Here is a 24,686-nt window from a genome sequence, read left to right as displayed (position 1 = left end):
GCGTGACCACGACGGTCGGCCACATCAAGGCCATCATCTCCGCGGACGCTAGCCCCATCAAGGGCACCTTCCGCGAGACCAAGGCCGCCAGTCGCGACATGAAGCGGGACGTCGAGGCGCAGAAGCCGAAGCTCGATGCCGACGAGAAGCCGTTCGTCGCCGCGATCAAGCGCGTCGAGGCGGCGAAGGGCAGCTTTGACGCGAAGATCCGCAAGACGGTCGCGGACCTCGAAGCGAACCTCGTCAAGGCCGGTGACGCCGAGCAGACCGCGCTCGGGAGGATCCGTGTCGCACAGGCCGCGCTCGACGCCGTCCGGGACAAGAGCCCCGACAAGATCGAGCGGGTCGCCGCCGCCGAGGAGCGTCTCGCCAAGGCGCAGCGCGACCTGACCGCGATCCAGCGCGACCAGTCGGTGATGACCGACCGGCTCACCGAGGCGCGCGGGAAGCTCGCCGCGGCCACCGAGAGCGCCAAGAACGCAGCCGCGGACGCGAGCGACGGCCACGACAAGGCCGGTGCCGCAGCAGGCAGGCACGCCGCCTCCCTGCTCAAGCTGGTCGGCACGCTCGGCGTCACGAACGGCGCCATGCTCGCCGGCGGAGTCATCGCCGGTGCGGCCGTCGCCGCGCTGCCGGTCGCCGCGATCGCAGCCGCCGGCGTGCTGCTGGCCAACAACCAGGCGGTCGCCGACAGCTACGGCGACTTGGCGGACGGCGTCGTCCGGGACGCGCGGGCGATGGCCCAGCCGCTCGAAGACGACCTCGTCCGCGCCTCGGACAAGCTGGCCGCGTCGTGGTACCGAATGCGTCCCGCGCTGCACGCGGTGTTCGCCGACTCCGAGCCGGCCGTGCGCGAGCTGACGGCCGGTGTGACGGGCTTCGCCGAGAACGCCGTACCGGGCATGGCGACCGCCGTGCGCCGCTCCGAGCCGGTCATGGTCGGGTGGCGCCGCCTGCTCGCCGACACCGGTACCGGGTTCTCGGAGTTCTTCACCAACGTCTCGTCCGACACGGAGTCGACGGGCGAGAACATCGCCGCGTTCGGCAAGGCCATCCGCACCGTGATGTCGAGCTCCGGCACGCTGCTGCAGCAGCTGTCCACGAACTTCGCCCCGTACGCCGCGGACTTTGCGGACGTGTTCGAGCGGGTGCTGCACGTCGTCACCGAGTTCAGCGACGGCGCCCTGCCCGTGCTCGGCACCTCGTTGGGTGTTGCGCTCGACGTGCTACAGGCGGTCCTCTCTGTCGTCGAGCCGATCGCGGACGAGGTCGGCACGCTGACGGGCGTGCTGCTCTCGGGCGCAGCAGCGTGGAAGGTCTACAGCGCCGCGATCGGCCTCGTGTCGAAGGTCCCGGTGGCGAGCGCGCTCACCAACTCGGTCGTCGCAGCCGGACCGCTGACGGGCATGCTGAGCAAGCTCGGCCTCGGCGCCGGCGCCGCCGCGTCCGGAGCGGGCGCGCTGACGGGCGCGTTGTCGCCGTTGGGGATCGGGCTCGCGGCGACCGCGCTGCTGATGGGCACGTACGCGATGCAGCAGAAGAAGCTCGCGGACGACGCTGACGACTTCGTCAAGGGCATCGCCAAGGGCGGTGACGCGGCCAAGTCCGCGATGGACAAGCACGTCGCGGCGACACGCTCCCTGGACGACTTGATCAAGAAGCGTGACGAGTGGAACGCGAGCGACCAGGCCCGCGCGCTCGGTGCCGATGACGTCATCGGTGGCCGGATGAACGACGAGATCTACGCGCTCGGCCAGGCCGTCGACACGACCCGCGCCGCGTGGGACAAGTACCGGGACTCGGTCGGTCCGGTCGAGCGCGCGCAGGCTGACCTGAACTTCGCGATTGCCAGGTACGGCAAGGAGTCTCCGCAGGCGACGGCCGCAGCGTCCGGGTACCGGGACGAGGTGGCGAAGCAGGAAGCCGCCTCGCGCGACGCAGCCGACGCCGTCAAGTCGCACACGGACAAGCTGCTTGAGCAGCAGAGCATCATGCTCGGCTCGGTGAGCGCTGGCGTGAACTACCGGTCCGCGCTGCTGGGCCTGGAGCAGGCGCAGAAGGGTCTCAACGACGCCGTGCAGCGGTCCGGAAGGGACTCGCTGGAGGCGCGCACCGCACAGAACCAGTACGAGCAGAGCCTGCTCAACGTTGTTGGGGCAGCAGCGAAGCTGGCCGAGGCCGAGCACGCTGGCGCCGACGCGGCCACCATGTCGAAGGCCGTGACCGAGGCGCAGACGCGCGAGATCCTGAACCTCGCTGCCGCCGCGGGCACGAACGCACCCCCGGCGCTGCAGAAGATGGTCGCCGGGCTCGACGGCGCCGCGCTGGCCGCGATGGGCGTCACGGTCAAGGTGGACGAGACGGGCAAGGCCGTGTTCCGGATGCCGGACGGCAAGGAGATCGTCATCACCGGGCAGAACGCCGACGCCATGCGGAAGATCGAAGAGGTCAACGCCGCCGAACTCAAGGCGAAGACGCTGTACATCAACACGGTCATGCGCGCGGAGAGCCGCAACGCCGTGGCGCAGGACTGGCTGACCGGTGGCCTCAACGGCGGTGGCTGGGTTCCGGGTTCGGGGCCCGATCAGGATGACCGTCTCGTGCCGCTGACCTCGAAGGAGTTCGTCGTCAACAGGAGGGCAGCGCAGAAGCACGGCCGCCTGCTGGAGGCGATCAACGCGTCCGAGGGCGGCGACGTGCGCATGCCCGAGTCCGCGCTCGCGTCCCTGCCCATGCCGCGCACCCCGACCACGCTCACCGCCACCTCGAGCACGACCGTCAGCGGCGGCGGCCAAGCCCCGGCGGGCTCGAGCGGCCGCACGGTCCACATCGGCTCAATCAACCTGACCGAGGTCAAGACCATGCCGTCCAAGCAGTGGCTGTCCGACACGCTGACCGACATCGTCGAGGGGGTGATGGTCGACCATGAGTAGGCAGATCACCTGGTACCCGCCCGCGGTGCTCGGGCTGGAGCCGATCGTGCTCACCGACCGGGCCGCCTGCCTTGTCCGCATGCGGACAGGGCAGTGACACGTGACATTGATCGTTGTCCTGTGACCAGCAGCCAAGCAGCCGAACGTCTCGGCGTCAGCGCGCGCACCGTGCGTCGGCACGCTGCCCGCGGATCGCTGCCCGGCGCACGCCGTGACGGCCGCGACTGGTTCATCCCATCCGACGCGGTCGAGGCCGAACAGGCACGCCGCGAACTGCCCAGGAGGACCGCGTGACCGCACCGACGGCCACACCGACCGAACCGCCCACGATGCCGCACCCCAACGCCGATGCCGACTTCGCGAGCGCCGCGCAGGCGCAGGAGACGTACAAGGCTGCCGTCGTGGCCACCCGCGCCGACCCCAGGCTCACCGAGTTGACCAGGGCCGAGGCGATCTCCGCGGCGTACGCCACGTACAGCAGCGACCTGGAGGCCGCGGGCGAGCGTCTGCAGTCCCGCCGGCAGGCGCGCTACAACTGGCTGGCCGCCCAACTCCCCACCGGCCCGGGAGTCCCGGAGGGCACTACGCCGGCGGATGGCACGGTGCTCGTGGCCGCGTTCCGCAACCACTACGAACGCGCCAAGGCCATGACGCAGGCCGAGCGGGCGCAGATGCTCGACGAAGCCGACCGGTTCGGTGACGAGCCAGCACGCCGTGCCGCGTTGACGGCGATCCTGGAGAACGGCGAGACCAACACCCTTGCGGCCCGGCCGGACCGGCATGGCCTCCTCGCGGCGCGCGTCGCTGAGATGACCGAACTGGACTACCCCAGTTCGACGGTCCGCCGTTTCGAGATGCTCGCGTTCACGCGCGAGCGGAAGCCGAACGAGGCGATCCAGCTGCCTCACCTGCAGCAGCGACAGGCTCAGCAGGAAGCGGCGGCGCAGCAGCAGCGCGCCGTGCGCTTCTGAGAGGCCTCGATGACCTCGCAACCGCGCACGTACACCCGCGCCCAGCTCGACGCCATGTCACAGGACGAGCTGGCGAGGAACGCGGACGACATCGTCGCCGCTGCCCGCGAAGGTCGCATCACCGACTAGTGCCAGCCCCGACCTGGAGGAACCCCAGCATGAGCGGCATTCCCAACAACAACGTGACCACCATGACCTTCGCCGACACGGCCGACGTCGAGCCGGTCACCGAGGCCGACATCGCCCAGGCCGACGCCGACGCGGACGCGGCGGAGCAGGCCGTCACCGATCTTGAGCGCCGGGTGGTCGAGGGCGACGAGTCGGTCACGGCTGAGCAGATCGAGAAGCAGCGCGGAGAGTCGCGGTTCGCCCGACTGCGTGCCGCGATGGTCGCGCGCAAGCGCGCGCGTGCAGTCGAGGCGGAGCGACTGCGGAAGGCGGACGCTCTGCGCGCGGAGATCGAGGCGCACTCGACTGAGTTCGGTGCCCACCTGGCCGGCCTGATGCTGGTCGCCGAGCAGCACCTCACCGAGTTCTTCGTGCTGTGCCGTCAGCGGGACGCCAAGGTGCGCGACTGGCGACTTCGCGCCGCGGAACTCAACCTCGGCAGGCACATGGGGACGTTCGCGCCCGGCGAGGAGAACGCCCGCCTCGGCATGAACGAGCGGGAGCTGTACGCCGGCGACCGCGTCATCGACATGGCCGAACTGGACACGCGCGGGCAGGCCGAGCAGGCGGTCAGGCGGGCCCTCGACAACGCCCGAGAGGGCCGGGGCGTCGCGGTCGAGACGAGCGAGGGTCGCGAAGCCTACGCCGCACTGGCCGCGATCGACACGCGGACGCTCAAGCCGCCGGCGGAGGACGTGAAGTTCTACCTGAGCGAAGGCGGCGCGGTGCTCCAGTACGCCGAGGAACCGCCCGAGGACGTCCGCGCGCGGGTCACACCGCTCTCGCGCAAGGAAGCAGAGCGCATCGTCCGCGAGCAGACGCTGAGCACGCGGATGACGGCGAAGTAGGTCGCGGGTTGGAGGTCCAGTTGGGACGGAAGGGGTTCGCGGTGTCCGCTGTCGTGCAACGCATGGAGCTGCCCCGCGTTCCCCGCCGCGTGCCTGAGTGGCACGAGCGAGCGACGTGTCGGCTCTTCGGAGAGCTGGACTGGCACGCCAGCGCGGCGACGAAGAACGGCGCAGTGCAGTTGGCGTGCAAGCTGATCTGCGCCGCCTGCCCCGTCCGCCTCGACTGCGCGATCGGCGCCCTCGAACGCGGCGAGCCGCACGGCATCTGGGGTGGCCTCGACCGCGCCGACCGCACGCAGCTCGCCCGCGAGCACGGCTACCCGCGGCCGGCCGTTCTCCCCGACCACGGCACCAACGCCCGCCGGGTCAAGCACGGGTGCGACTGCCGGCCGTGCCGGGACGCCCACGCCCTGTACGAACGCGAGCGGCGGGCGCGAGGGCGAGCGCGACGCGCATCCGCCGCTGAGGCGCCGCAGCTGCGGCTCAACCTCGCCGAGCACCACCGCCGCTACCGGCGACGCACCCGCAGGCGAGGATAGCCCGGGTTCGCTCGAACGTGTGTTCGCCACGAAGCGCCCGCCGTGCTGGAATGAAGGCGTCGGCATCACCCCGACGGCGCCGACGAGGTTCTCCAGCATGAGAGGGACCCAGCATGGCCCGTGTCGAAGTCAACTCCGGCGCGGTCGAAGCGCTCTACGCCGAGATCGCGGAAAAGATCAAGTCAGCGTTGGAGCCCATCGCCCGTGACTACTCCGGCAAACCGGTTGACGAAGTGAAACCGGTGGTCGAGTCCGCGCTCGCCCAGATCGGCATCACTGGCGGCGACGTAGCGCAGACGGTGGCCCAGCAGATCAGCGCTGGCCAAGAGGTACGCGTCAACCTGACCTGAGACAGCAGAACGCCCCGCGTGGTCAGCGCGGGGCGTTCTTGCTCCTCGTCGGCGGCTGGGTCGTCTCCTCGTGCGTCACACCGTCTGGCGTGACCGTTCGTGGGGCTCGGCGGCGAGCAGGTGGGCGAGAGCCGCGCCGCAGCCGAGCACGACCACGGGCAGGCTGGAGACGAACGCGGTGATCCACCACGGCGCCGCGGTCATGCCGGCTTCGTCCATCAGGTGGTAGGCGACCTGTCCGGCCATGCCGAGGCCGAGCGAGCCGATCGCCGACCACATCGCGAACAGGCGACCCGTGCGCGTCGGCGCGATACCGGACAGCCACACCCGCAGGGCGTATGCGGCGTACGCCTCAACGCCGATGGGCAGCGTGATCGCCGTGTTGATCGTCCAGCCGTCGCCGATGCCGGGCAGCAGGTTCACGGGGCCGAAGCCGGTCAGCTCGCCGAGGCCCACCCAGCCGCCCCAGATCGCCACGAACGCGGGCAGCGCGAGCAGCAGCACCGGCCACGCCCGAGGGGCCTTGACCGGCACGCTGACCGGCACGGCGGGCGGTTCCGCGGCAGGCGCGGGGGCCTCCTCGGGGGCAGAGTCTGCCGCCTCGGGTGCCGCTTCGTCCGGCACGTCCTCGGCGGCGGCAACGGGCTGCGCCGCAGGCTCGGACCTGCGAACCTCTGCGATCCGGTCACGGCCCCAGCGCTCGCCGCGCTCGAACATCGCGCCGAGCCGCTTGCCGCTCAGCTCGGGCATGCCGGCGGCGGCACGGTCGCGGATCACCTGGCGGGCCTGCTCGCGAGCGTCGGGCCCGGCGGCCCCCTTGTCGGGGATCGCCGTTGCCGCCGCTTCGGCCGCCTGCCCTTCGGCGATGACGGTCAGGACGTCGAGCTTGCTGCTCACCGGTCACCCCCGGCGCGCACGAGGCGCAGCTGCGGGCGCGGCGTGACGACCTGCTCGGACTCCTGAACGGTCGGCGCGTTGGGCTCGACGGCGGCCAGCTGCGGGCGGAGCAGCCTGCTCAGGCACTCGGCCGCGACCTCAAGCAGGTCCTCGTCCGTCTGGTTGCTGTCCAGCCAGATCCGCTTGTCGTCGCGGTCAACCACCCCAGGGACACCGAGGTCGTCGCGGAGTTCGATCGTCACCAGTCCGGTCTGCCGTGCGGTGAGTGCGGCGGTCACTTGACACCTCCGAGCGTGCGCAGCTGGACGTCGCCGAGGGGGCCGCGCGTCGCGGTCTGGACGGCCGGGCGCGGCATGGCGGCGAGGGTGGTGGGCTGGCCGGTCCTGCGGACGCGGCGGGCGGTGGGAACTACGATCGACCTCACGGCCGACACCTCCTAGCGGTGTTCGGTCCAGGCCTCCGGCGGTGTTCGAGCACCGGCGGGGGCCGTCTTGCTGATGGGGGGAGAGTCAGGCCGCCGCGAGGATTTCAGCGGCGGCGAGGTGGTAGCAGCGGATGCCGCGCGCACCGGCCTTGCAGGTGCAGGTGTGGGCCACCTGGTCGACCTCGTACCGGTTGGCGCCGTCGGAGCTGACGGCGAGGTACAGGGCCGGGGTCGTGCGGACGATGCCGCCCAGCTCGATCACCTCGACGGCCTTGGCGACCTGGACGGGCTTGTACTCGGCGCGCTCGACGGTTTTCCCGGCGCTGGCGATGATCCGAGCCCTGCAGGTGCGGCCGTAGCCGTTGGCGACGGAGCGGACCGCGGTGAGCTTGCGACCGCAGCGGAGGCACTTCGCGGGGTTGGGGGTGATCTCCATCGGGTGCCTCCTCGTCGGTGATGCAAGTAGCTTGGCATAGTCATTTGGCGTACGCAAGTGACATGGCCAAGTTAATTGGCAAACTTGATGGGCCAATACCGTTGTGCCAGCATGGAGGCATGACCGACCACGAGAAGGTGCTCGCCGAGCGAGCCGCGGCCTACCGCAACGCGCAGGCGCACCTCGCCGAGGAGCGCGCGGCACTGCAGGAGGCCGTGCGAGAAGCCTCGGGCGCCGGCATGAAGCAGGCCGAGATCATCCGCGCCACCGATCACGTGTGGACGCGGGAGCAGGTGCGGCAGGTGCTGCTGACAAACGGCTGAGCGACCCGCGGACGACAGCAGCCCCCGGCGCACGGCCGAGGGCTGCGTTGAGCTTGTCGACGAACTAGCTGGTGGCCTTCGCTGACTGCTCGGGGCAGAAGCTCGCGACGGCTGCGAAGAACACGGCCTCGGACCTCGTCCGCGCCGTCGAGCCCGGCAGGCCCGCCGCGTTGAGGATCTGCTGCCGGGTGAGCCCATCCGCGAGCGACCGGCAGTGCAGGTCAGCCTCGGTCAGCAGCAGCGTCTCGTCAAGCGAGGTCTTGGCGTACCCCTTGTCCTTCATGACGATGAGGAACAGGCGCTCGGGCTGCGGGCGCTCGCTCGTCTTCGTCGTCGTGGTGGTCGGTGCGCTGGTCGTCGTGGTTGTGGTGCTGGCCGAGCTCGCCGGCGCGGCACCGGTGTCCGCCGTCGAGCCGCACCCGCCGAGCAGCGCGAGCACGGCAGCGGGCAGCAGAGCGATCTTCCTCATGCGTCCTCCCTCATCAGTCCTGTTTCTCTGATCTCGGGCGGCAGGCGTTACGGGAGCCCCCAGGGAGCCCGCGCGTTCCACTGACTACCAACTTCCGGCGACGCTCGGCGACAGGTTAGCGGGCCCCCTACCTGCGGAAACGCTGATTAGCGGCGCTTTCAATCAGATTCCGACGGCTTTTCCCGGACACTTTTAATCTTCGGGTTCAGGGTTCGAGTCCCTGGCGGCCCACCAAACCCCCAGGTCACAGGCCTGGGGGTTTCGCTTTGTCCGGGTCTCCCCACACTTAACCCACACAAAACCGCTGGTCATTCAACTTCGTCATCTTCCGCTTGATCGTCTTTCGGCCCTCCGAGCGCGTCCTCCAGGGCGTCAGCGGCCCGCCGGTCGACCAGCTTCCGACCCATGTAGGTGTCCTGCGTCATGGACGGCCGCGCGTGGCCGAGCTGGTCCGCGACCTGCCGCGCGGAGAGCCCCGCCTCGTCAAGGATGGTCGCCGCCGTCTTCCGGAAGACGTGCGAGGTGACCCAGGCGAACTCTTCCCCGCCTCGCGCCTTCCGGAGGTCCTTGCGGGTGTTGGACGGGTCGCGGAGCCCGCCGAGGGCGTCCGGGAAAACCGGCCCGTCCGGGAAGCTCGTGGTCTTGCGCCTCCGTTGGAGCATGTCGAGCGCCCATCGTGGGAGCAGGAGCGTTCGCTCACCGGCCTCCGTCTTGGTCGACTTCCGGATCAGCCCGATGTCCTTGGCCCGGATGACCGTGTAGTTCACGGCGACCGTGCCAGCATCGAAGTCGACGTCTTCCCAGTAGACGGCCAGCGCCTCACCGATGCGGACGCCCGTGGCCATCATGAAGCGCGACAGGTCAGGCAGATCCCGCTTCACGGCCCTGGGATCCGACTCCAGCATCTCCAGCCAGCGGACCCGTTCCTCCAGCGTGAGCGCCCGCGGACTCTTCTTGCGGCCGGCCTCCAGCGGCTCTGCCTCTCTGACCGGGTTCGTGTCCAGCGCCTTGTCCCGGACAGCGATCCGCAGCGCCCCCGAGATCACCGACCGAGCCGTCTTCGCCGTGTCCACGCTGACCGACCGCCACAACGCCCCGAGGAACGCGTCGACCCGAGCCACCGTCATCTCACGAATCCGCAGCTCACCGAGGCCAGGAAGCACATGCCGATCCATAATGCTCCGGTACGTGTCGACGCTGCTCGGAGACCTCTTCCCAGCGTCAGCCAGCGCCTGAAACTTCGTGAACCACTGGTCCAGGGCCTCCTTGAACCGGCTCTCGCGCGTCAGCGAACTGCCGGACGGCCCCTTCCGCTCAGCGAGCGCCTTCTTGAGGCTCCGCTCTGCGGCACTCTTGGTCTTCCCCCACCGCTCGACCGGCCGCGTCTTGCCGTCGTAATCGCGATACTTCGTGGTCGCACGCCAGCCAGAATCCGTTTCATAGCAACGAATCGCGCCGTACGTGCCGAGGTCCAGAGGCGGACGTCCCATCAGGCCGCCTCCTCAAGCAGATGCTCGAACCAGCTCCGCACCTCGGACGGCAGGTACCGCAGGTGCTTGCCGATGCGCCGAGCGGGCGGCCCGTAGTTCTTGGTCCTCCAGCCGTAGAGCGTGTGCACTGGAACGTTCAGGTAGGCCGTAACGTCATTGACTGTCCCACAGTGGTTCGAATCGGCTTGCTTCCATGATGTTTCCCCCTTGATCAAGCGGCGAGCGGAGTTGCCGAACTCCCCGGAGGTCCGGCAGATGCGAGTAGCGCGGCCGTGTATTCGGCCTTCCACCGCCGCCGTTCAGCGACCGCGCTCAGCAGCAGGTGTGCTCGAGGCGGCACGCTCGGGTCGCCGGGCTCGACGTTGTTCCAGATGACCCGTTGTGGCTGGTCCTCGGGCTTGATGCCGACGTCCGCGAGCAGTTGCCGAACGAACGTCTTCCGGTCGTGCTTGTGATCGGCGAGCGACTTCCCCGACCACTTCCGCGACACGAGCACCCGCCGCCCAGCAACGCCGAGCGTGGTCCGCTTGTGCGCCTTCCCCTTGCACTTGCCCGGCACAGTGGACAGCCGAGCCCCGCGAGGCTGGACGCCGTAGAGCAGCCAGATCGGGCAGTTCGGCGAGCAGGGCGTGACCGCGAGCTCAGCGCAAAGCCGTTCGGCGTGGTCTTCCTGCCGTGCGGTCTGCGCCTCGAAGCACTCGTTGATGCTCTTGGTGAGGTACTTCGTCAGGTAGCCGATGTGGCGGCCGGCCTCTTCGGTGCCGCCGAGAATGCCCTTGGAGTGCACCTGCACCTGCACCCCGAACCGTGCGACGTGGGCGGGCCGCTCCACCTGGTCGAGCGCGTCTTCCCAGGTAGGTAGGGTCTTCCGTGTCTGCGGATCAACGAAGCCCTTGGCCCGGACATCCCAGACCGGCAGGTGGTCGCCGCTGTACTTGATCTCGTCGTGCTCCGGCCACCAGAGCTGGTGGTAGGTGGCTTCAGCGACCGCCCGCAGCTCTGCCCGCGAGATGGAGCCCCGAACCGCCGCGTGCCAGTGCGGAGCAAGTCGCCGCTGTGGCTCGACGGTCGAGAAGTACTGGACCTCCCACCCGACGCACCTGCGCAGGTTCTGGACGAACCGATCGAGCAGCGCCGCGAAGTGCACCGCGTCCCGAGCAGCACGCCGGTAGTTGTAGGTCGCCGGGTCAACGGGCGTGCCGTCGCTGCGGACCTTGCCGTAGGTGTCGAGCGTCAGCGTGAGGAATGTCGAGGGCTGGTACTTGCCTCCGAACACCTTCCCGACCGTGCGCTTGCTGACCGGCCGTCGAGGCAGGTTGGGCGCGTCCTGTCGACGCCTGGTCGACCGCTTCCGAGCTGCCTTGAGCGGCACCTCCAGGGAGGGGAGTGAACCGCGGACTCCGAGTTGCCGAAGCTCGGCGTCGACCTCCGCGACCTCTTCCCGGACCTCCTCCGCCCCGACCTCGTCACCCTCATCGAGGGCCAGGCGGAAGGCCTTCACGAGGTCAGCCCGGAAGGCGGTCAGCTCCCGCTGATCATCACTCGGAGCGTCCGGCGTGAAGTCGGGCTCCTCCGTCAGGTGCCATCCCTCACGACACTGCGCCATCCGCAGACGCCGGTTCTTCTCCGCGCAGGTAGGGCAGACACTCGCGACTGTCGAGCCGCACGGCACCGGGACGATGTCGACGCGTCCGGTGTCGAGGTCGATCCGTTCCTTGGCCAACGGCCGGACACAGACGCCGTGCTCCTCAGCGACGGCTCGAACGATATCGAGCGCGGCCGGCTGCTTCATCCGCTCCGAGCGAGTCAGGTACTCGGTCACGCCGCCGCCCTCCCCTCACCGCTGGTCGGGAACTCGTGCACGGTGGCCGGGGCGAGGTAGACGCCCAGCTCGACCAAGTCCGCATCCGTGACATGGAAGGCCCGAGCCCTCTCCGGTTCGCGCTCCCCGTCCTCCTTGAGCCAGGCGACGCCAGGCGTGTTCTCGCTGATTTCGTGAGCAGCCGCACCACGTTGCCGAACGCCATCGCCCAGGACCATGTCCACCTGCACCGGCTCATCCAGGCGCAGGGCAACGCGGGTGGTGAACAGGTGCCGGAAGCTCACGACCTCCTTGCGCGGGTCCTGGACCAGGCCCACGACGGCGTAGCCGGGTGCGCGTCCTTGCGAGGTGATCGTCTGAACCGCACGCGTAGCGCGTTCGCGGAGGTTCCGGTCTGGCTGATAGGCGATCAGATCCGCCAACTCATCCACGATCAGGACCGTGAACGGCTCACCCGTACTGCGCGCCCGGAGCCGCCGAATACCCCGGTAACGAGCCGCACGTTCCTTAACCTCTGCGGCGATTTCTTCAAGCAGGGCAACGGCTTCCGGCCCGTTGTCGTAGACGACCTTTTCGAATGCGTCCGGACACTGGCCCAGTTCCATCCCGCCCTTGGGATCGATGCCGACGAGGCGGACGAGCCCAGCCTTGATCGCCGGGGCAAGCTGCCACACGATCGACCACAGCACCGAGCCCTTGCCCGCACCAGGCACACCGACCACGAGGACCTGCGAGCCGAGCAGCTTCAGCCGCCAGGGCTTCCCGGTCTCGGTCCGGCCGACGGCCACGCGCTTGAGGTCGACCTCTCCGACATCGGCGAGCGGCGGCACGACGACCGGCCGCGCCAGCGGATCGGAGTGGATGAAGTCGAGCTCAAGCACGCGCGGCTTGAGCACCCGCACCCGCACCCGGCACGACCGGGCGTTGAACGAGTGCGCGAGGTTGTCCCGTCGTGCTTCCCACTGCTCCGGCGACTGCGCAGGAATCATCCGCACGCGCACCTTGTCTCGCCAGCCCTCCGACCGAACGCGACGCAGCTTGGGCCGGTACTCCTTCCCCCGGTTGTCCTTGGTCAGCTCAGCCAGCCGCATCACGGTGCGCCACTGCGGTACGTAGACCGTGAGCCGACGCCACTCCGTCAGCAGCCGATACCAGCCGTGCCGCAGGAACGTTTCTCGGTCGAAGCCGTACCAGAGGGCCAGCGCACACACGAGCGACAGCAGCGCCAGGACCAGCGGCGACAGTCCGAACTGCCGGTAGCCGGCATAGCCGCCGAGGCCGAGCGTGACTGCCAGCGGGTACCGCACGACGAGAACCGCAAGCCTCGCCACCAGGCGCACCATCAGCCAAAGCAGCGCGAACGGCGCGAGTACGACCTTGGCCCAGCCGGGCAGCCACACCCACCAGGGAACCTGCGGACGTGCACCCTCGAACGGTGCGGGATCGACCCATCGGTTGCCCTTCATCGCGCACCGCCAGCGCACTTGAGGCACTGACAGACGGTGCCAATACTCGGGATACGCCCAACAGGCCGGAACGCTCCCGACTCCGTGGTGTGCTGTGACTTGCAGGTCAGGCACTCGAAGCCCTCAGCCTGAGCAGCGGTGAGTTCCAACGTCTCCAGGCTGCCGCCGTCGAGCATCACGACGTAGCTGGAGACCGTCTGCTTGCTGGAGATCATCCGATCCCAGAGCAGTTGTTTCGTGGCCCTGTCTGGCGCAGGAATGCGCCCAGGCTCTACGCTCATCTTGTTCACTCCCGAGTTGGGTGGACAACGCAGGAGCGGCGAGGTTGGTAGCCGGGTTCCGCTCCTGCGTCTCACGTTCTCTTTGCACCGCAACAAGACGTGCGGCATCGCCACATGACCCAGCAGAGTCACGCGCTCTGTCCAATAAGGACTTCTGCTACTTCTTCTCCGTCGCGGTGACCTTGATCGCCTCCCCCTTCTCGCGCTCACGGTTCGCCCAGTAGACGGCTTCGTGGTGGTGGCTGCGATCGATCTCAGCGACCCGCGCGTAAACAGCGGCCGAGCGGAGGTAGTAGTCCCGCAGGACGGCGGGAGCGGCCTTGGGGTTGGGCATGAGCTTGCTCAGCACGTCGTGCGCCTCGCTCAGCGTCCGGACCTGCTCAGCGACTCCCCAGTGCATGGCCTCAGCCGCGGACATCAGGAGCCTCCTCCGCCAGCGCGTGACGCCCCTCCTGGTTGCCGAGGTGGTCAGCCAGCTTGGCTGCCTCTCGCGACAACTCGCGGCAGAACCGCATTAGCACGTCCGAGCCGCCGGAAAAGGGCGGGAGTTGGATCGCGATGTTGACCGGGTCGAGGTAGATGGCCAGCGCCGGAACCTCAGGCGTCACCCGGATCATGGCCGCGCCCGCGTCTTGCCCGGGCGTACAGGTGGCGTTGAACCCCATCACTGACCACCCCGAGCCGCATCGAGAGCCGCCTGTCCCTCAGCGACAGCCTCAGCAAGGCGAGGCAGCGCCTCCGCGTCGACCACCAGGACGGCCGGGAACGCGTTGCCCAGCCGGAACTCAACCCGTCCAGCGAAGACGAGCGGTTCCACCCGGATCGGCAGGTTCGCCGTCAGGTGCAGGCGAATCAAGTCGGCCACGGATCACGCCGCCTTGGGTGCGGGCTTGGCCGCGACAGCCGCCTTCATCCCGGTGGCGCGCAGGCTGTAGCCCAGCTTCGCCCGGCAGCGGTGACGCTCACCGACGTGCCCACCACGGCAGCCCTTGTCATCGATCCACGGCGTGACCGTCAGCCCCTCGAACACGGCAGGTCGGATATCCGTGCCGGGGATCGCCTCAGGCGGAACGGGCCGGTGGGGTGCGGAAATCTTGACCGTGACCGCCGCGTCCGTCTTGCGCTCCGCAGCCTGGTCGATCACGAGGACGGACCACACAAGCAACCCGTTGTCCTTGTCGACCTCCTGCTCAACGGGGAGCCCCTTGGCGCGGTCCTCAGCTGACTGGAACTTGAGCACCGGCTCGACGCTCATCACGAGTGCGCCCCTCGGGAACACGAAGTCGTGACCCGCCGGGAGCCTGCTCCCACCTGTGATCGCCATCGTCGCTCTCCTGTCGTTCGTGCCGGTCGGAGCTGTTCTCCGACGTTTCGAGACCTACGACTTTCGACGAATCGGCAGGACGTCAACACCACACATCAGGACAACTACAGACGTCTCGACTACATTGAAGTCGTCCCTAGTTGTACGGAGGTGGGTCATGCCGAACCAACGCTTGCGGGATGCGTTGCTGCGCAACACTTTGGGCTTCGATGAAGTCGCCAAGGCAACCGGCGTAGACCCAAAGACCGTCGAACGGTGGATCACGCAGGACCGGACGCCGTACCCGCGCCACCGGCACGCCATCGCCGCGATGGTCCGCGAGACGGAGACCTACCTCTGGCCAGACGCCGTCGCGCCGGAGAAGAAGAAAGAGATCAACGAGTCCGAGGTCGTGCAGGTCTACGCGCACCGCCACGCCGTGCCGCAGGACATCTGGGGACACCTGATCGAGCAGTCCAAGATCAGCATCTCGATCCTGGTCTACGCCGGCATGTTCCTGGTGGACAACCCAGCCTTGATCAAGACGCTTCGCCAGAAGGCGGAGAGCGGCGTCAAGATCCGGCTATTGCTCGGGGACCCAGCAAGCCGAGAAGTCGCGCGCCGCAGCGAAGAAGAGGGCATCGGCAAGACCACGCTTGGCGCGAAGATCCGGAACGCCCTCGCAATCTATAAGCCGTTGACCCAGGTGTCCGGCGTAGAGATCCGACTTCACGGGACGACGCTCTACAACTCGATCTACAGGTTCGATGACGAGATGCTCGTGAACACGCACGTGCACGGCTTCATGGCAGCTCACGCACCGGTCCTGCACCTGCGGCGGTTGTCCGGGGGCGACCTGTTCGAGACGTACGCCGAGAGCTTCCAGGGCGTCTGGGATGGCGCAAAGCCGCCGAAGTGGTAGGCAGGTAGGCATGGCTCGCACTGATCACTACAACGACCCGAACGCACCGAAAGCGACCAACATCGTCGTGGCGGTGACGGCCTTCGTGCAGGACGAGCAAGGCCGGCTGCTCATGATCCGCCGCACCGACAACGACCTGTACTCGATCCCCGGCGGAGCGCAGGACGTCGGCGAGACGATCGGCCACACCGTCATCCGCGAGGTCAAGGAAGAGACCGGGATCGACGTCGAGCCTGTCGACATCATCGGCGTGTACTCCGATCCCGCGCACGTCATCGCGTACACGGATGGCGAGGTGCGGCAGCAGTTCTCCATCTGTTTCCGGGCGCGAGTGATCGGCGGCGAGCTGCGGACCAGCGACGAGTCCAGCGAGGTGCACTGGGTAAGCCGCGGGAACCTTGACGCGCTCAACATCCACCCGTCGATCCGGCTTCGGATCGAGCACGGGTTCGAGGACCGATCGATGCCCTACTTCGCGGTCTGATCCAACCCAGCGACACGGAGCCGCTCCTCGGTCCGATTCACCGCGCCTACCAGGTCAGTACGGGCCTCGCGGATGAACAGAGTGATCAACGACTCTGGGCCATAGCGCTTTTGAATCTCCTCGATACGGTCCTGCACATTCATGGGTTCACCATCAGGACTCGTCGTCATGTCGGCCCACCACAGCGCATCTCGAAGTACCCCCTCCTCATCTGCCCACTCGGTGAGCTCAGCCGACAGGCCTCTGAACTCAGCCTCTCGAAACGCGCATGAGTGGTGAGCAACGAGGGCACAGAGCCGGGTGGGTGCTCCTTGGTCACGAAGAAACCTGGCACCGTCCAGCGGATGAAAGCCCGTCGCTGCGAGCTCAGGTGCGTAACCGATGTCATGCAGTAGAGCCGCAGCCTTCAGCATCTCCGCGTCTTCAGACGACACCAGCGCCTCGACGACGGTCACACGCTTGGCGACCGCGTTCACATGTCTCCAACGCCTAGGCAGCGAGACATGCAGCATGTCGTCCACCAGTGAGCGCGCCCAACTCATCAGCTGCATCTGCGCAACGCTACAACGCTTACGCCCCAAGAAGTTTGAGCCCACCAGCACCATCTCGTCAAAGTGGGCGACTTTGGGCCAAATGATCTACAGCTAGTCCACTGATGCTGCTAGCATCACTCTGTGCAGGACAAACGCGCTCCCACAGAACCGGACGACTCCGGCAGAGTCGACCAAGATCTAGTCCAGTTGGCCAAGCTCGCCCTGTCCGGACGGACGGTCGAGGTACCACCGATGCTGCGCCGTCTGGCCAGGCGCTACCGCGACTCGCGCCCTTTTATTGCGTCGTCACTGATCGACATGCTTCGCGAGAGCCCCATGAGAGGCGTTGAAGGTCGAGCGGCTGCGATGGCGCAGCCAGTTGATCAGGAGTCGAGGCTGCCTCTGATCAGACACGACGACCTCAACATTGTTCCTATCGTTCCGATCCTTAGCGAAGCAGTTAGGAAAAGAGTTGATCAGATCGTACGGGAATATTCAAATCCCACTCCGCTTCTCAACGTAGGCCTAGCCCCAACTAGGACCGCCCTATTCACTGGCCCCCCAGGCGTAGGAAAAACTCTTTCAGCACAATGGCTTGCGTCTCAGCTCAAGCTACCTCTGCTCACACTAGATCTATCATCAGTGATGAGCAGCTTCCTTGGTCGCACGGGAGCAAATGTCCGCCGGGTACTTGATTACGCAAAATCAACCCCCAGCGTACTACTAATCGACGAGCTAGACGCTGTTGCGAAACGCCGAGACGACGCGACCGAACTTGGAGAACTTAAGCGGCTCGTCACGGTTCTTCTACAAGAGATCGACAACTGGCCTGAGGGATCTCTACTTCTGGCGGCATCAAATCACGCCGAGCTTCTCGATCCCGCCATCTGGCGGCGATTCGAAATGACGATCGATTTTCCACTCCCTGGAGTCGACGAAATCAGGACGGCACTCCAGCATCATTTGAGTGAACAAAAAATCGATGCCGAGCTAATCGAAGTACTTTCTCAGCTCTGCATAGGAATGTCGTTTAGCAACATCGAGCGCGAAGTCACCCAAGCGCGACGATTCGCGGCGATCGGGCAGATACCAGTCGAACAGGCGCTACTCGAAAGAGTTAAAGAACAGATGGTGACACTACCAACGACTCGCAGAGTCGAACTTGCAATGCGCCTAATGAAAGAAACCCAGATCTCGCAGCGGCGCACCAGCGAACTGACGGGCGTTAGTCGCGACACTTTGCGTAAGCGTCAAAAGTAATAAGATGAGGAGCAATCATGCCGGATAACAGAAAGTTTCTCCTCGGATACGGCGAGCGACTAACAGAAGGCATAATTCCGCCGGGAGGAGGTGGCGGAAATGAACCTTCGTATACCTTTGATCAGGCTGTCGCACGGCTAACACCAATGATCACCACAGCCGCACAGTCGCTAGACTCGCTTCCCAGAGGCGCGTGCCCAAACAATGAAGCCGTTGGAGTGGTGACCCTTCATCCGCAATGGATTGCGAAGTCATATCACCCCGCGAATCTGCTCAATGATTTCAATCTTCGTCAAGTAGGAAGTCGCCCAGCAGAAATTCAACCGGAGAAGTGGTCGAAGAAAATCGACCCTGAGCCGGCAGCTACGACTGAGCTATTTGTCGCTGGTCGTCGTGAAGCATTCGACAGGTGGGCAACCGCTATGTCAAGTGGAGCATATAACCTCGGGGCAACATCGCGCGAACAGCTCCGAAAGATCGAAGCCGTACGAGCACCGGTAGCTTCTGAGCGCTTGCGAATCGATGGCAGCCCGTCTGGAACGCTTCTTGAAGTCGTACTACATGCCAGCGCAAGTCAATCAGCCATTTACATCTTGCAGGCATTTTCCGACTATGCATTGACTTTGGGGGCACGGCCGCACTTCGAACAGCGCCTACATGCGGGCGGGCTCTGCTTTGTACCTGTCGAACTAGGGGATAGCGACACGCTTCCCGAGCTGGCCAAGTTCGCCTTTCTGCGCGTCGCGCGACCTATGCCGCGCCTAAGGAATATCCCAACTATCGAGCGCGCACGCGCCATGCCTCAGCTGTCTCCTTGCGCTCTTCCCGACGCTGACGCAGTAGACCCTGACCTCCGCGTCGCAGTTTTCGATGGCGGGATTCCGGAACAACATTCACTTGGGCGTTGGGTCGCCGCGATCGAGCCTAGCGGAACCTCCACGCCGAACGAAGATTTCCGCAGTCACGGGCACGATGTCACATCCGCCTTGTTGTTTGGAAGCTTGACTCCTGGAGAGGCTGCGCCTCAACCGTATGCCGTCGTTGACAATTTTCGAGTGCTCGATGAGGAGTCAACGCAGGATCCGTATGAACTGTACACAGCACTTCGACGGATCCAAGCTGCTTTGGCGGAGCGAAACTATGAATTCTTTAACTTGAGCATAGGCCCCAGCCTCTCAATTGAGGATGATGAGGTTCATCCGTGGACTGCAATTCTTGACGAACACCTCTCTGACGGTCACGCACTTGCTACTATTGCCGTTGGCAACAATGGAAACGTGGGCGTTCTCGAAGAGGAGCGGCGGATTCAGGTCCCATCTGATGCCGTCAACGCAATGGCTATCGGTGCCGCAGATAGTCAGAAAGACGGATGGAAGCGGGCACCGTACAGCGCTTTTGGACCAGGCCGAAGCCCTGGACGCATAAAGCCAGATGTTATCCACTTCGGCGGAGTCGAGCGCGAACCGTTCATTGTATATAGCCCTAACGACGCGCCCAGGTTGGCTATGACGCTAGGGACATCATTCGCTTCACCAGCAGCACTGCGGATGGCTCTTGGTGTCCGCGCCCACTTTGGTGAGCGGCTCAGTCCACTGGCTCTCAAGACGCTCTTGATCCACGGCGCCGACAGCTCAAATATGGATAAGTCAGAAGTTGGCTGGGGCCGGCTTCCTAGTCGGATTGACGATCTCGTCGTCTGTCCTGACGGGACGGTTCGTGTTGTCTATCAGGGAGAACTAAATCCTAGCCAGTATCTACGCGCCCTACTCCCTCTCCCCGAGTCCTCCCTCAGCGGCTTCGTGACTGTGGATGCCACGTTCTGCTACGCCACAGCGGTGGATCCACAAGATCCAGGAAGCTATACCCGAAGTGGACTAGAAGTTGTGTTTCGTCCGCACGCAGGAAAGTTCAAAGACGCCGCGACCGAGCCGACTTCAAGCTCATTCTTTCAGCGGAGCGACTACGACAATGAGCGGACGCTGCGAAATGACGCTCAGAAGTGGGAGACGACACTCCACCGCAGTAAGCGGTTCCGCGGATCGTCACTCTACCGACCAGTATTCGACATTCATCACAATGCGCGCACGGGCGGCGGGGCTGCAAGCGGAGTCGACAGAATCCGCTATGCACTGGTGATCACCGTTCGATCGGCCAAGACACCGGATATCTATGACCAAGTGGTGCGCACATACGTCGGCCGACTCGAAGCGTTCCGACCACGAATCGAGATCCCGATCCAAACGTAAGGCCGTATTGTGCCGCATCTTTGCCACGGACCTGGAGGTACTGCCGAATTTCGCTCTACGGGATCAAGGCGCCGCCGCTGGCGGCGCGTGTGGTCTTGCGCTGCACCAGCATTCATCCCGGCACTCCCGGCATCCGCTTCGCTCCGCCGGTCGGCCGGGCGGCGCTGCGCGCCTGGCCTCAGGCGCCAGCTGACGGCTCACCCGCCCCGAAGCCTGAAGCGTCCCCGACCCCCGACGAGCGCCAGCGCGGTCACCACAAGCCGGCTGGGCACGGCGCTCGGCTGCCGCGACGGCTGCGCCGCCTTGCCACCGATGAGGCCCCAGACGAAGCCGCGGAAATGCTCGACGGGCACCAGGCCGAGCCACCCCGACACCGAGAGCATGACAACGGCCGGCGACGCCGCGTCAAGGCTGGAACGAGTACCTTGACCCAGCATCACCGGCCGCGTTCGAGGCTCAGTGTCGGGATGATGGCAGGCGTGTGGACGGCTCTAGAAGACCAAGATCAACCCACACTTAACTCTCACAAAACGACGACAAGCATCGAGATGCGACTGTCCACAGTGCTCAGATCGGGGACTGTATCCGCGCAGGTAGTGAGCACTGTCGAGGAAGATCGACGAACAACGCCAAGCGAAGGCCCTTACTCTTCGGGTTCAGGGTTCGAGTCCCTGGCGGCCCACCACACCCCCAGATGCTGCACCGCGTCGCAAGAGCGCCACCGAACGAAAGAGGCCGACGTGCAACCAGCACGTCGGCCTCCAACAACCACCCACGATCAGTGGTGCGCCACACCTCCACCAGCCGAAGCAGACGCCCGGCTCGGCAGCAGCACCGCCACCACGATGGTCGCCGCGGCCAGCACGGTCGCCACCACGAACGCGATCTTCATGCCGCTCAGCTGAGCCGCACCGGCCGCGACCCCGTCGGCCACCAACGAGCTGGCACGGGCGGACATCACGGTCACGACCAGCGCGGTGCCCAGGGCCGCGGCCACCTGTTGGAGGGTGCCGAGGATCGAGCTGCCGTGCGGGTACATGTCGGGGGGCAGGGCGCCCATGCCGAGGGTGAAGATCGGGGTGAAGGTGGCGGCCAGGCTCACCATCAGCAGTGCGTGCAGGGCGAGGATCTGCCAGTACGGCATGGTGGTGGAGATCTGGGTGAAGCCGGCCAACGAAAGCACGATGCCGATGGAGCCGGGCAGGACCAGGGGGCGGCTGCCGAGGCGGTCGTAGACCTTGCCGACCGTGGGGCCGAGGAGGCCCATGGCGAGGCCGCCGGGCATGAGGAGCAGGCCTGTTTCCAGTGGGGTGAGGCCGCGGAGGTTCTGCAGGTAGAGGGGCAGCAGGATCATCGAGCCCATCATCGCCAGGAACGCGACGCACATCAGGATCAGGGCCAGGGCGAACGTGCGGTGGCTCAGGGTGCGGAGGTCCATCAGCGGGGCGCCGGTGCGCTGCAGGCGGAGTTGGCGGAGCACGAAGAACGTGATGGTGGCGGCGCCTGCCACGACGACGCCGATGGTCGGGCCGAGGTGGTCGGTGCCCTCGCCGAACAGGCTCAGGCCGTAGACCAGGCCGCCGAAGCCGACGGTCGCCAGGGCTGCGCTGAGCCAGTCGATCGTGCTGACCTTGGGTTCGCCGATGTTGGTGAGCTGGCGCAGGCCGAAGTACGTCACGGCGCCGGCGATCGGGAGGACTGCGACGAACAGCAGGCGCCACGAGCCGAGTTGCAGGATCAGGCCAGAGATCGCCGGGCCCATGGCCGGGGCCACGGAGATCGCGAGGGTCACGTTGCCCATCACGCGGCCGCGGTCCTGTTCGGGGACGACGGTCATCAGCGTGGTCATCAGCAACGGCATCATCACGGCGGTGCCGGCGGCCTGGACGATGCGGCCGATCAGCAGCACGGTGAACGTCGGCGCGGCCGCGGAGATCGCGGTTCCCGCCATGAACACGCTCATCGCGATCAGGTAGCCCTGGCGGGTCGTGACGCGCTGCAGGAACCAGCCGGTGATCGGGATGACGGCGGCCATGGTGAGCATGAACGCGGTGGAGACCCACTGGGCGGCCTGTTCGCTGACGTGCAGCGACTCCATCAGGCGCGGGATCGCGTTGATCATCAGGGTCTCGTTGAGGATGACCACGAACGTCGCCAGCACCAGCAGGCGCACCACGAGTGGTGTTCGACTCGCTTGCGCGGTCGGTCGGTCTTGGATCGCAGCAGGCATGTCAGGCCCTCACTAGGTAGCTGGCTGGCACAGTCGCGTCGCGGCCAAGGCCGCCGGCGTCGTCGTCGACGCCGGTTGAGACCGGCAGATCAGGTAGAACTCATCGGTGGGTCCGAGTGTTCCTCATCGCCGCGTTCGTCTCACCCGAATTCCGCCTCCGACAGATCCGGCGCTCGTCCGCCCACCGGTACGTCGAACTGGGGGAACGCCGATCGACAGACCGCTCGAAAAATCTTTTGGACAACGGTCTCGGACCGTGGTCCGAGGCGGGCGGGCGGTCGGACCACGGGCCGATCACGGGGAACGGCCGCGCTGGCAGCGTTGCCGACCATGACGGACGAGGTGTTCCCGAACGGGTGGACCGCCGGTGTCGCGCTGGTCCTGGGGCCGGTGCTGCTGTTGGTGGGGACGTTGCTGCGGTCGCCGTTCCACTTCTTCTTCCCCGACCAGCTCAGGGCCGCCGCCGACCACCCCGGGCTGATGACGGCGGCCTACACGGCGTTCCTCGCCGGGCACGTGGTGATGTGGCCCGCGGTGGCCGAGGTCGCGGGGCGGCGGCCGGTGTGGGCGGCCTGGGGCGGGGTGCTGGTCACGGTGGGGTTGTTCGCCCGGACGTTCCACGCGGGCGTGGACCAGGCGGCGTTCGGCGCGGTGCGGCACCGCGGGGTCGAGGAGGCCACGCGGCTGGTCGCGGACGGGTACGGGGACCTGCACCTGTTCAGCTACCTGTCGTTCACGATCGTGTTCGGCTGGTGCGTGCTGGCGGTGGGCGCCTACCTGGGTGGGGTGCTCGGGCCGGTGAGGGCGGTGGCGTTGGCAGCCATGGGGCTGTTGCCGCTGGGGGTGTTGAAGGGTGCGGAGGTGCTGTCGGTCGTGGGCACGGCCGGGTTGTGCGTCGCGCTGGTCCCGCTGGGGGTCAGGACCTTGCGCGTGCTGCCGCGGCCGAGTCGCAGGGCGGTCGTGCTGGCGGTGCCGGTCGCGGTGGGGTTAGGGGCGCTCGCGTTCGTCAGCACGCTCGGCTGAGCGCGAGGCGAACGGCCAGGCGAACCACAGGCCGGCGAAGACGAGGAACGCCACCGCGCCCACGAGGATCGCGGGCCAGCCGCCGACGACGACCTCGGCCAGCAGCAGCACCGTGCCGGTCATCGCCAGTGCGAGGAAACCCAGGCCCGCCAACGCGAACGTGTTGCCGGACGACACGACGTCCTCACGGCGGCCCTGGCGGAACAGCACGCGGTGCCAGGCGGCGGGGGCGGTGAGGAACGCGACGGCGATGGCGGCGCACAGGACGGTGACGAGGTGGGTGACGCGGACGTAGGCGCCGACGGTCGAGTACTTGTCGGTGAAGGCGATGGAGAGCAGGAAGCCGAACAGGATCTGCACACCGGCCTGCGCCACGCGGAGCTCCTGCAGCAGCTCGTTGACGTTGCGCGCGAGCCTGTGCTGATCGGACTCCTCGGCTTCGCTCACGCCTTCCCGCATACCCGGTCATCCCCGTTCGAAACGCGGCGACCGGGCGAACCAGCCCCTCAGAACCGGTTGATCACGAAGAAGTCCGTCACGAACGCGACCGGGTCACCCGCGGCGTTGCGGCCCACCCACGTCGGGTAGACGCCGTCGCCCCAGCCGGTCGAGAACGCCACCACGTTCAGGCCCGACTCGACGTCGGTGACGTTGGCAGGGCCGCGACCGCCGCCGACCGCGCTCAGCGCGTCGATGAGCTCGCAGCCGCCCTGGTCGTCGCCGGCGAGCCGGTCGACGGCGGGTGCCGCGGAGAGGTCGAAGAACGCGCCGGTGCTCGACTCGACCTCGTACCCGAAGCGCTGGCCCGGCAGCATCGGCGCCACGTGCTCGCCCGGAACCAGGGCCGGTTCCCACACGTAGGCGGGTTCGTCGCGCACGGTCAGCTTGGCGGCGGCGACCCGGTAGCCCTGGCGCACGTCGGGGAACCCGTCGCGGTCGAGCCACGACACCAGGGAGACCGCGACCGGGTACTTGCCCGGCTCGAACGTCGCGGTGAACGGCTCGGCGTCCTCCGGCCACAGCACGAACGGGTCGGCCGCGACCAGCCGACCGGTGGGCATGGCCAGGAAGCCGACCTCGCGCACGCTGATGACCTGCTGCTCGTCACCACCGGTCGGTCTGCCGATGGGACCTTCCTCGAAGAAGAGCTCGAACCCGGTCTTGATCAGCTGACTCGCCCCCACGCTTCGGTCTCCTTTCCAGGTGGCATGTTGGCAGAAGGGGTGCACCACCCGATCGGGGCACCACCACCACGACGATCCGGCCGG

Annotated in this window: 28 protein-coding genes; 12 read left to right on the top strand and 16 right to left on the bottom strand. The window is 66.8% G+C overall.

Going from position 1 to position 24,686, the window contains the following annotated elements; genetic code table 11:
• The first annotated feature begins 2 nt into the window (after window positions 1-2).
• From ACVDFE_RS07855 to ACVDFE_RS07830, 6 genes are all read left to right on the top strand, one after another.
• Window positions 3-2,933: a hypothetical protein gene (locus ACVDFE_RS07855; RefSeq protein ID WP_458430061.1), complete on the top strand. Its 2,931-nt coding sequence runs from the start codon at window positions 3-5 to the stop codon at window positions 2,931-2,933.
• A 93-nt stretch (window positions 2,934-3,026) separates the two neighbouring features.
• Window positions 3,027-3,227, top strand: a complete 201-nt coding sequence (locus ACVDFE_RS07850) for a helix-turn-helix domain-containing protein (RefSeq protein ID WP_458430060.1) — start codon at window positions 3,027-3,029, stop codon at window positions 3,225-3,227.
• Window positions 3,224-3,904, top strand: a complete 681-nt coding sequence (locus ACVDFE_RS07845) for a hypothetical protein (RefSeq protein WP_458430059.1) — start codon at window positions 3,224-3,226, stop codon at window positions 3,902-3,904. The genes ACVDFE_RS07850 and ACVDFE_RS07845 overlap by 4 nt, the downstream gene beginning before the upstream one ends.
• Before the next feature lie 158 nt (window positions 3,905-4,062).
• Window positions 4,063-4,920 carry a hypothetical protein gene (locus ACVDFE_RS07840; protein WP_458430058.1) on the top strand — a complete coding sequence of 286 codons (858 nt, stop codon included), beginning with the start codon at window positions 4,063-4,065 and terminating at the stop codon, window positions 4,918-4,920.
• Between the two features lie 41 nt (window positions 4,921-4,961).
• Complete coding sequence (locus ACVDFE_RS07835) at window positions 4,962-5,459, top strand: WhiB family transcriptional regulator (RefSeq protein ID WP_458430057.1); 498 nt, start codon at window positions 4,962-4,964, stop codon at window positions 5,457-5,459.
• A gap of 113 nt (window positions 5,460-5,572) precedes the next feature.
• Complete coding sequence (locus tag ACVDFE_RS07830) at window positions 5,573-5,809, top strand: hypothetical protein (RefSeq protein ID WP_458430055.1); 237 nt, start codon at window positions 5,573-5,575, stop codon at window positions 5,807-5,809.
• Between the two features lie 75 nt (window positions 5,810-5,884).
• Here ACVDFE_RS07830 and ACVDFE_RS07825 read toward each other — a convergent pair whose 3' ends face one another.
• From ACVDFE_RS07825 to ACVDFE_RS07810, 4 genes are all read right to left on the bottom strand, one after another.
• Window positions 5,885-6,706, bottom strand: coding sequence for a hypothetical protein (locus ACVDFE_RS07825; protein WP_458430054.1), 822 nt, complete (start codon window positions 6,704-6,706; stop codon window positions 5,885-5,887).
• The gene (locus ACVDFE_RS07820; RefSeq protein WP_458430053.1) at window positions 6,703-6,984 is read right to left on the bottom strand and encodes a hypothetical protein; all 282 of its coding nucleotides are present in this window, start codon (window positions 6,982-6,984) and stop codon (window positions 6,703-6,705) included. Before ACVDFE_RS07820 ends, ACVDFE_RS07825 begins: the two co-directional genes overlap by 4 nt.
• Window positions 6,981-7,130 carry a hypothetical protein gene (locus ACVDFE_RS07815; protein ID WP_458430052.1) on the bottom strand — a complete coding sequence of 50 codons (150 nt, stop codon included), beginning with the start codon at window positions 7,128-7,130 and terminating at the stop codon, window positions 6,981-6,983. Before ACVDFE_RS07815 ends, ACVDFE_RS07820 begins: the two co-directional genes overlap by 4 nt.
• An 85-nt stretch (window positions 7,131-7,215) precedes the next feature.
• Complete coding sequence (locus ACVDFE_RS07810) at window positions 7,216-7,566, bottom strand: DUF6011 domain-containing protein (protein ID WP_458430051.1); 351 nt, start codon at window positions 7,564-7,566, stop codon at window positions 7,216-7,218.
• 119 nt (window positions 7,567-7,685) lie between these two features.
• Between ACVDFE_RS07810 and ACVDFE_RS07805 the strand changes: the two genes are divergently transcribed.
• Window positions 7,686-7,889 carry a hypothetical protein gene (locus ACVDFE_RS07805; protein WP_458430049.1) on the top strand — a complete coding sequence of 68 codons (204 nt, stop codon included), beginning with the start codon at window positions 7,686-7,688 and terminating at the stop codon, window positions 7,887-7,889.
• Between the two features lie 64 nt (window positions 7,890-7,953).
• Here the strand turns inward: ACVDFE_RS07805 and ACVDFE_RS07800 are convergent, their stop codons facing one another.
• The 8 genes from ACVDFE_RS07800 to ACVDFE_RS07765 all read right to left on the bottom strand — a co-directional run bounded on the left by ACVDFE_RS07800 (window position 7,954) and on the right by ACVDFE_RS07765 (window position 14,675).
• Window positions 7,954-8,358 carry a hypothetical protein gene (locus ACVDFE_RS07800; protein ID WP_458430048.1) on the bottom strand — a complete coding sequence of 135 codons (405 nt, stop codon included), beginning with the start codon at window positions 8,356-8,358 and terminating at the stop codon, window positions 7,954-7,956.
• Between the two features lie 308 nt (window positions 8,359-8,666).
• Window positions 8,667-9,848: a tyrosine-type recombinase/integrase gene (locus ACVDFE_RS07795; RefSeq protein WP_458430047.1), complete on the bottom strand. Its 1,182-nt coding sequence runs from the start codon at window positions 9,846-9,848 to the stop codon at window positions 8,667-8,669.
• Window positions 9,848-9,976: an excisionase gene (locus ACVDFE_RS07790; protein ID WP_458430046.1), complete on the bottom strand. Its 129-nt coding sequence runs from the start codon at window positions 9,974-9,976 to the stop codon at window positions 9,848-9,850. The genes ACVDFE_RS07795 and ACVDFE_RS07790 overlap by 1 nt, the downstream gene beginning before the upstream one ends.
• A gap of 83 nt (window positions 9,977-10,059) precedes the next feature.
• A complete protein-coding gene (locus tag ACVDFE_RS07785) occupies window positions 10,060-11,640 on the bottom strand; it encodes a replication initiator (RefSeq protein ID WP_458434294.1) in 1,581 nt (526 codons plus the stop codon).
• Between the two features lie 26 nt (window positions 11,641-11,666).
• Window positions 11,667-13,136, bottom strand: a complete 1,470-nt coding sequence (locus ACVDFE_RS07780; protein ID WP_458430045.1) for an FtsK/SpoIIIE domain-containing protein — start codon at window positions 13,134-13,136, stop codon at window positions 11,667-11,669.
• A 438-nt stretch (window positions 13,137-13,574) separates the two neighbouring features.
• The gene (locus ACVDFE_RS07775; RefSeq protein WP_458430044.1) at window positions 13,575-13,835 is read right to left on the bottom strand and encodes an AMED_5909 family protein; all 261 of its coding nucleotides are present in this window, start codon (window positions 13,833-13,835) and stop codon (window positions 13,575-13,577) included.
• Window positions 13,822-14,082 carry a hypothetical protein gene (locus tag ACVDFE_RS07770; protein WP_458430043.1) on the bottom strand — a complete coding sequence of 87 codons (261 nt, stop codon included), beginning with the start codon at window positions 14,080-14,082 and terminating at the stop codon, window positions 13,822-13,824. Before ACVDFE_RS07770 ends, ACVDFE_RS07775 begins: the two co-directional genes overlap by 14 nt.
• 203 nt (window positions 14,083-14,285) lie before the next feature.
• The gene (locus ACVDFE_RS07765) at window positions 14,286-14,675 is read right to left on the bottom strand and encodes a plasmid replication, integration and excision activator (RefSeq protein WP_458430042.1); all 390 of its coding nucleotides are present in this window, start codon (window positions 14,673-14,675) and stop codon (window positions 14,286-14,288) included.
• Window positions 14,676-14,898: 223 nt separating this feature from the next.
• Here ACVDFE_RS07765 and ACVDFE_RS07760 point away from each other — a divergent pair, with 223 nt between their 5' ends.
• Complete coding sequence (locus ACVDFE_RS07760; protein WP_458430041.1) at window positions 14,899-15,642, top strand: DUF5919 domain-containing protein; 744 nt, start codon at window positions 14,899-14,901, stop codon at window positions 15,640-15,642.
• 10 nt (window positions 15,643-15,652) lie between these two features.
• Window positions 15,653-16,126 carry an NUDIX hydrolase gene (locus ACVDFE_RS07755; RefSeq protein WP_458430039.1) on the top strand — a complete coding sequence of 158 codons (474 nt, stop codon included), beginning with the start codon at window positions 15,653-15,655 and terminating at the stop codon, window positions 16,124-16,126.
• Here ACVDFE_RS07755 and ACVDFE_RS07750 read toward each other — a convergent pair.
• Window positions 16,111-16,677, bottom strand: a complete 567-nt coding sequence (locus ACVDFE_RS07750) for an HD domain-containing protein (RefSeq protein ID WP_458430037.1) — start codon at window positions 16,675-16,677, stop codon at window positions 16,111-16,113. The two genes, ACVDFE_RS07755 and ACVDFE_RS07750, sit on opposite strands and share 16 nt — an antisense overlap.
• A gap of 234 nt (window positions 16,678-16,911) precedes the next feature.
• Between ACVDFE_RS07750 and ACVDFE_RS07745 the strand changes: the two genes are divergently transcribed.
• Both ACVDFE_RS07745 and ACVDFE_RS07740 read left to right on the top strand, forming a co-directional pair.
• Window positions 16,912-17,919, top strand: a complete 1,008-nt coding sequence (locus tag ACVDFE_RS07745) for an AAA family ATPase (protein ID WP_458430035.1) — start codon at window positions 16,912-16,914, stop codon at window positions 17,917-17,919.
• Window positions 17,920-17,936: 17 nt separating this feature from the next.
• A complete protein-coding gene (locus tag ACVDFE_RS07740) occupies window positions 17,937-20,165 on the top strand; it encodes a S8 family peptidase (protein WP_458430034.1) in 2,229 nt (742 codons plus the stop codon).
• 778 nt (window positions 20,166-20,943) lie between these two features.
• Here ACVDFE_RS07740 and ACVDFE_RS07735 read toward each other — a convergent pair.
• Window positions 20,944-22,341 carry an MDR family MFS transporter gene (locus ACVDFE_RS07735; protein ID WP_458430032.1) on the bottom strand — a complete coding sequence of 466 codons (1,398 nt, stop codon included), beginning with the start codon at window positions 22,339-22,341 and terminating at the stop codon, window positions 20,944-20,946.
• A gap of 384 nt (window positions 22,342-22,725) precedes the next feature.
• Here ACVDFE_RS07735 and ACVDFE_RS07730 point away from each other — a divergent pair, with 384 nt between their 5' ends.
• Entirely contained in the window at window positions 22,726-23,418 is a 693-nt protein-coding gene (locus ACVDFE_RS07730) for a hypothetical protein (RefSeq protein ID WP_458430030.1), read from the top strand.
• On the opposite strand, the gene ACVDFE_RS07725 is transcribed toward ACVDFE_RS07730, so the two are convergent.
• Both ACVDFE_RS07725 and ACVDFE_RS07720 read right to left on the bottom strand, forming a co-directional pair.
• The gene (locus tag ACVDFE_RS07725; RefSeq protein ID WP_360396803.1) at window positions 23,383-23,865 is read right to left on the bottom strand and encodes a DUF6328 family protein; all 483 of its coding nucleotides are present in this window, start codon (window positions 23,863-23,865) and stop codon (window positions 23,383-23,385) included. The two genes, ACVDFE_RS07730 and ACVDFE_RS07725, sit on opposite strands and share 36 nt — an antisense overlap.
• A 59-nt stretch (window positions 23,866-23,924) precedes the next feature.
• Entirely contained in the window at window positions 23,925-24,602 is a 678-nt protein-coding gene (locus ACVDFE_RS07720) for a DUF4241 domain-containing protein (protein WP_458430029.1), read from the bottom strand.
• Window positions 24,603-24,686: the final 84 nt, after the last annotated feature.

This window comes from Lentzea chajnantorensis (genome assembly GCF_054300775.1).
This window is presented reverse-complemented; position numbering and strand designations above follow the sequence as displayed.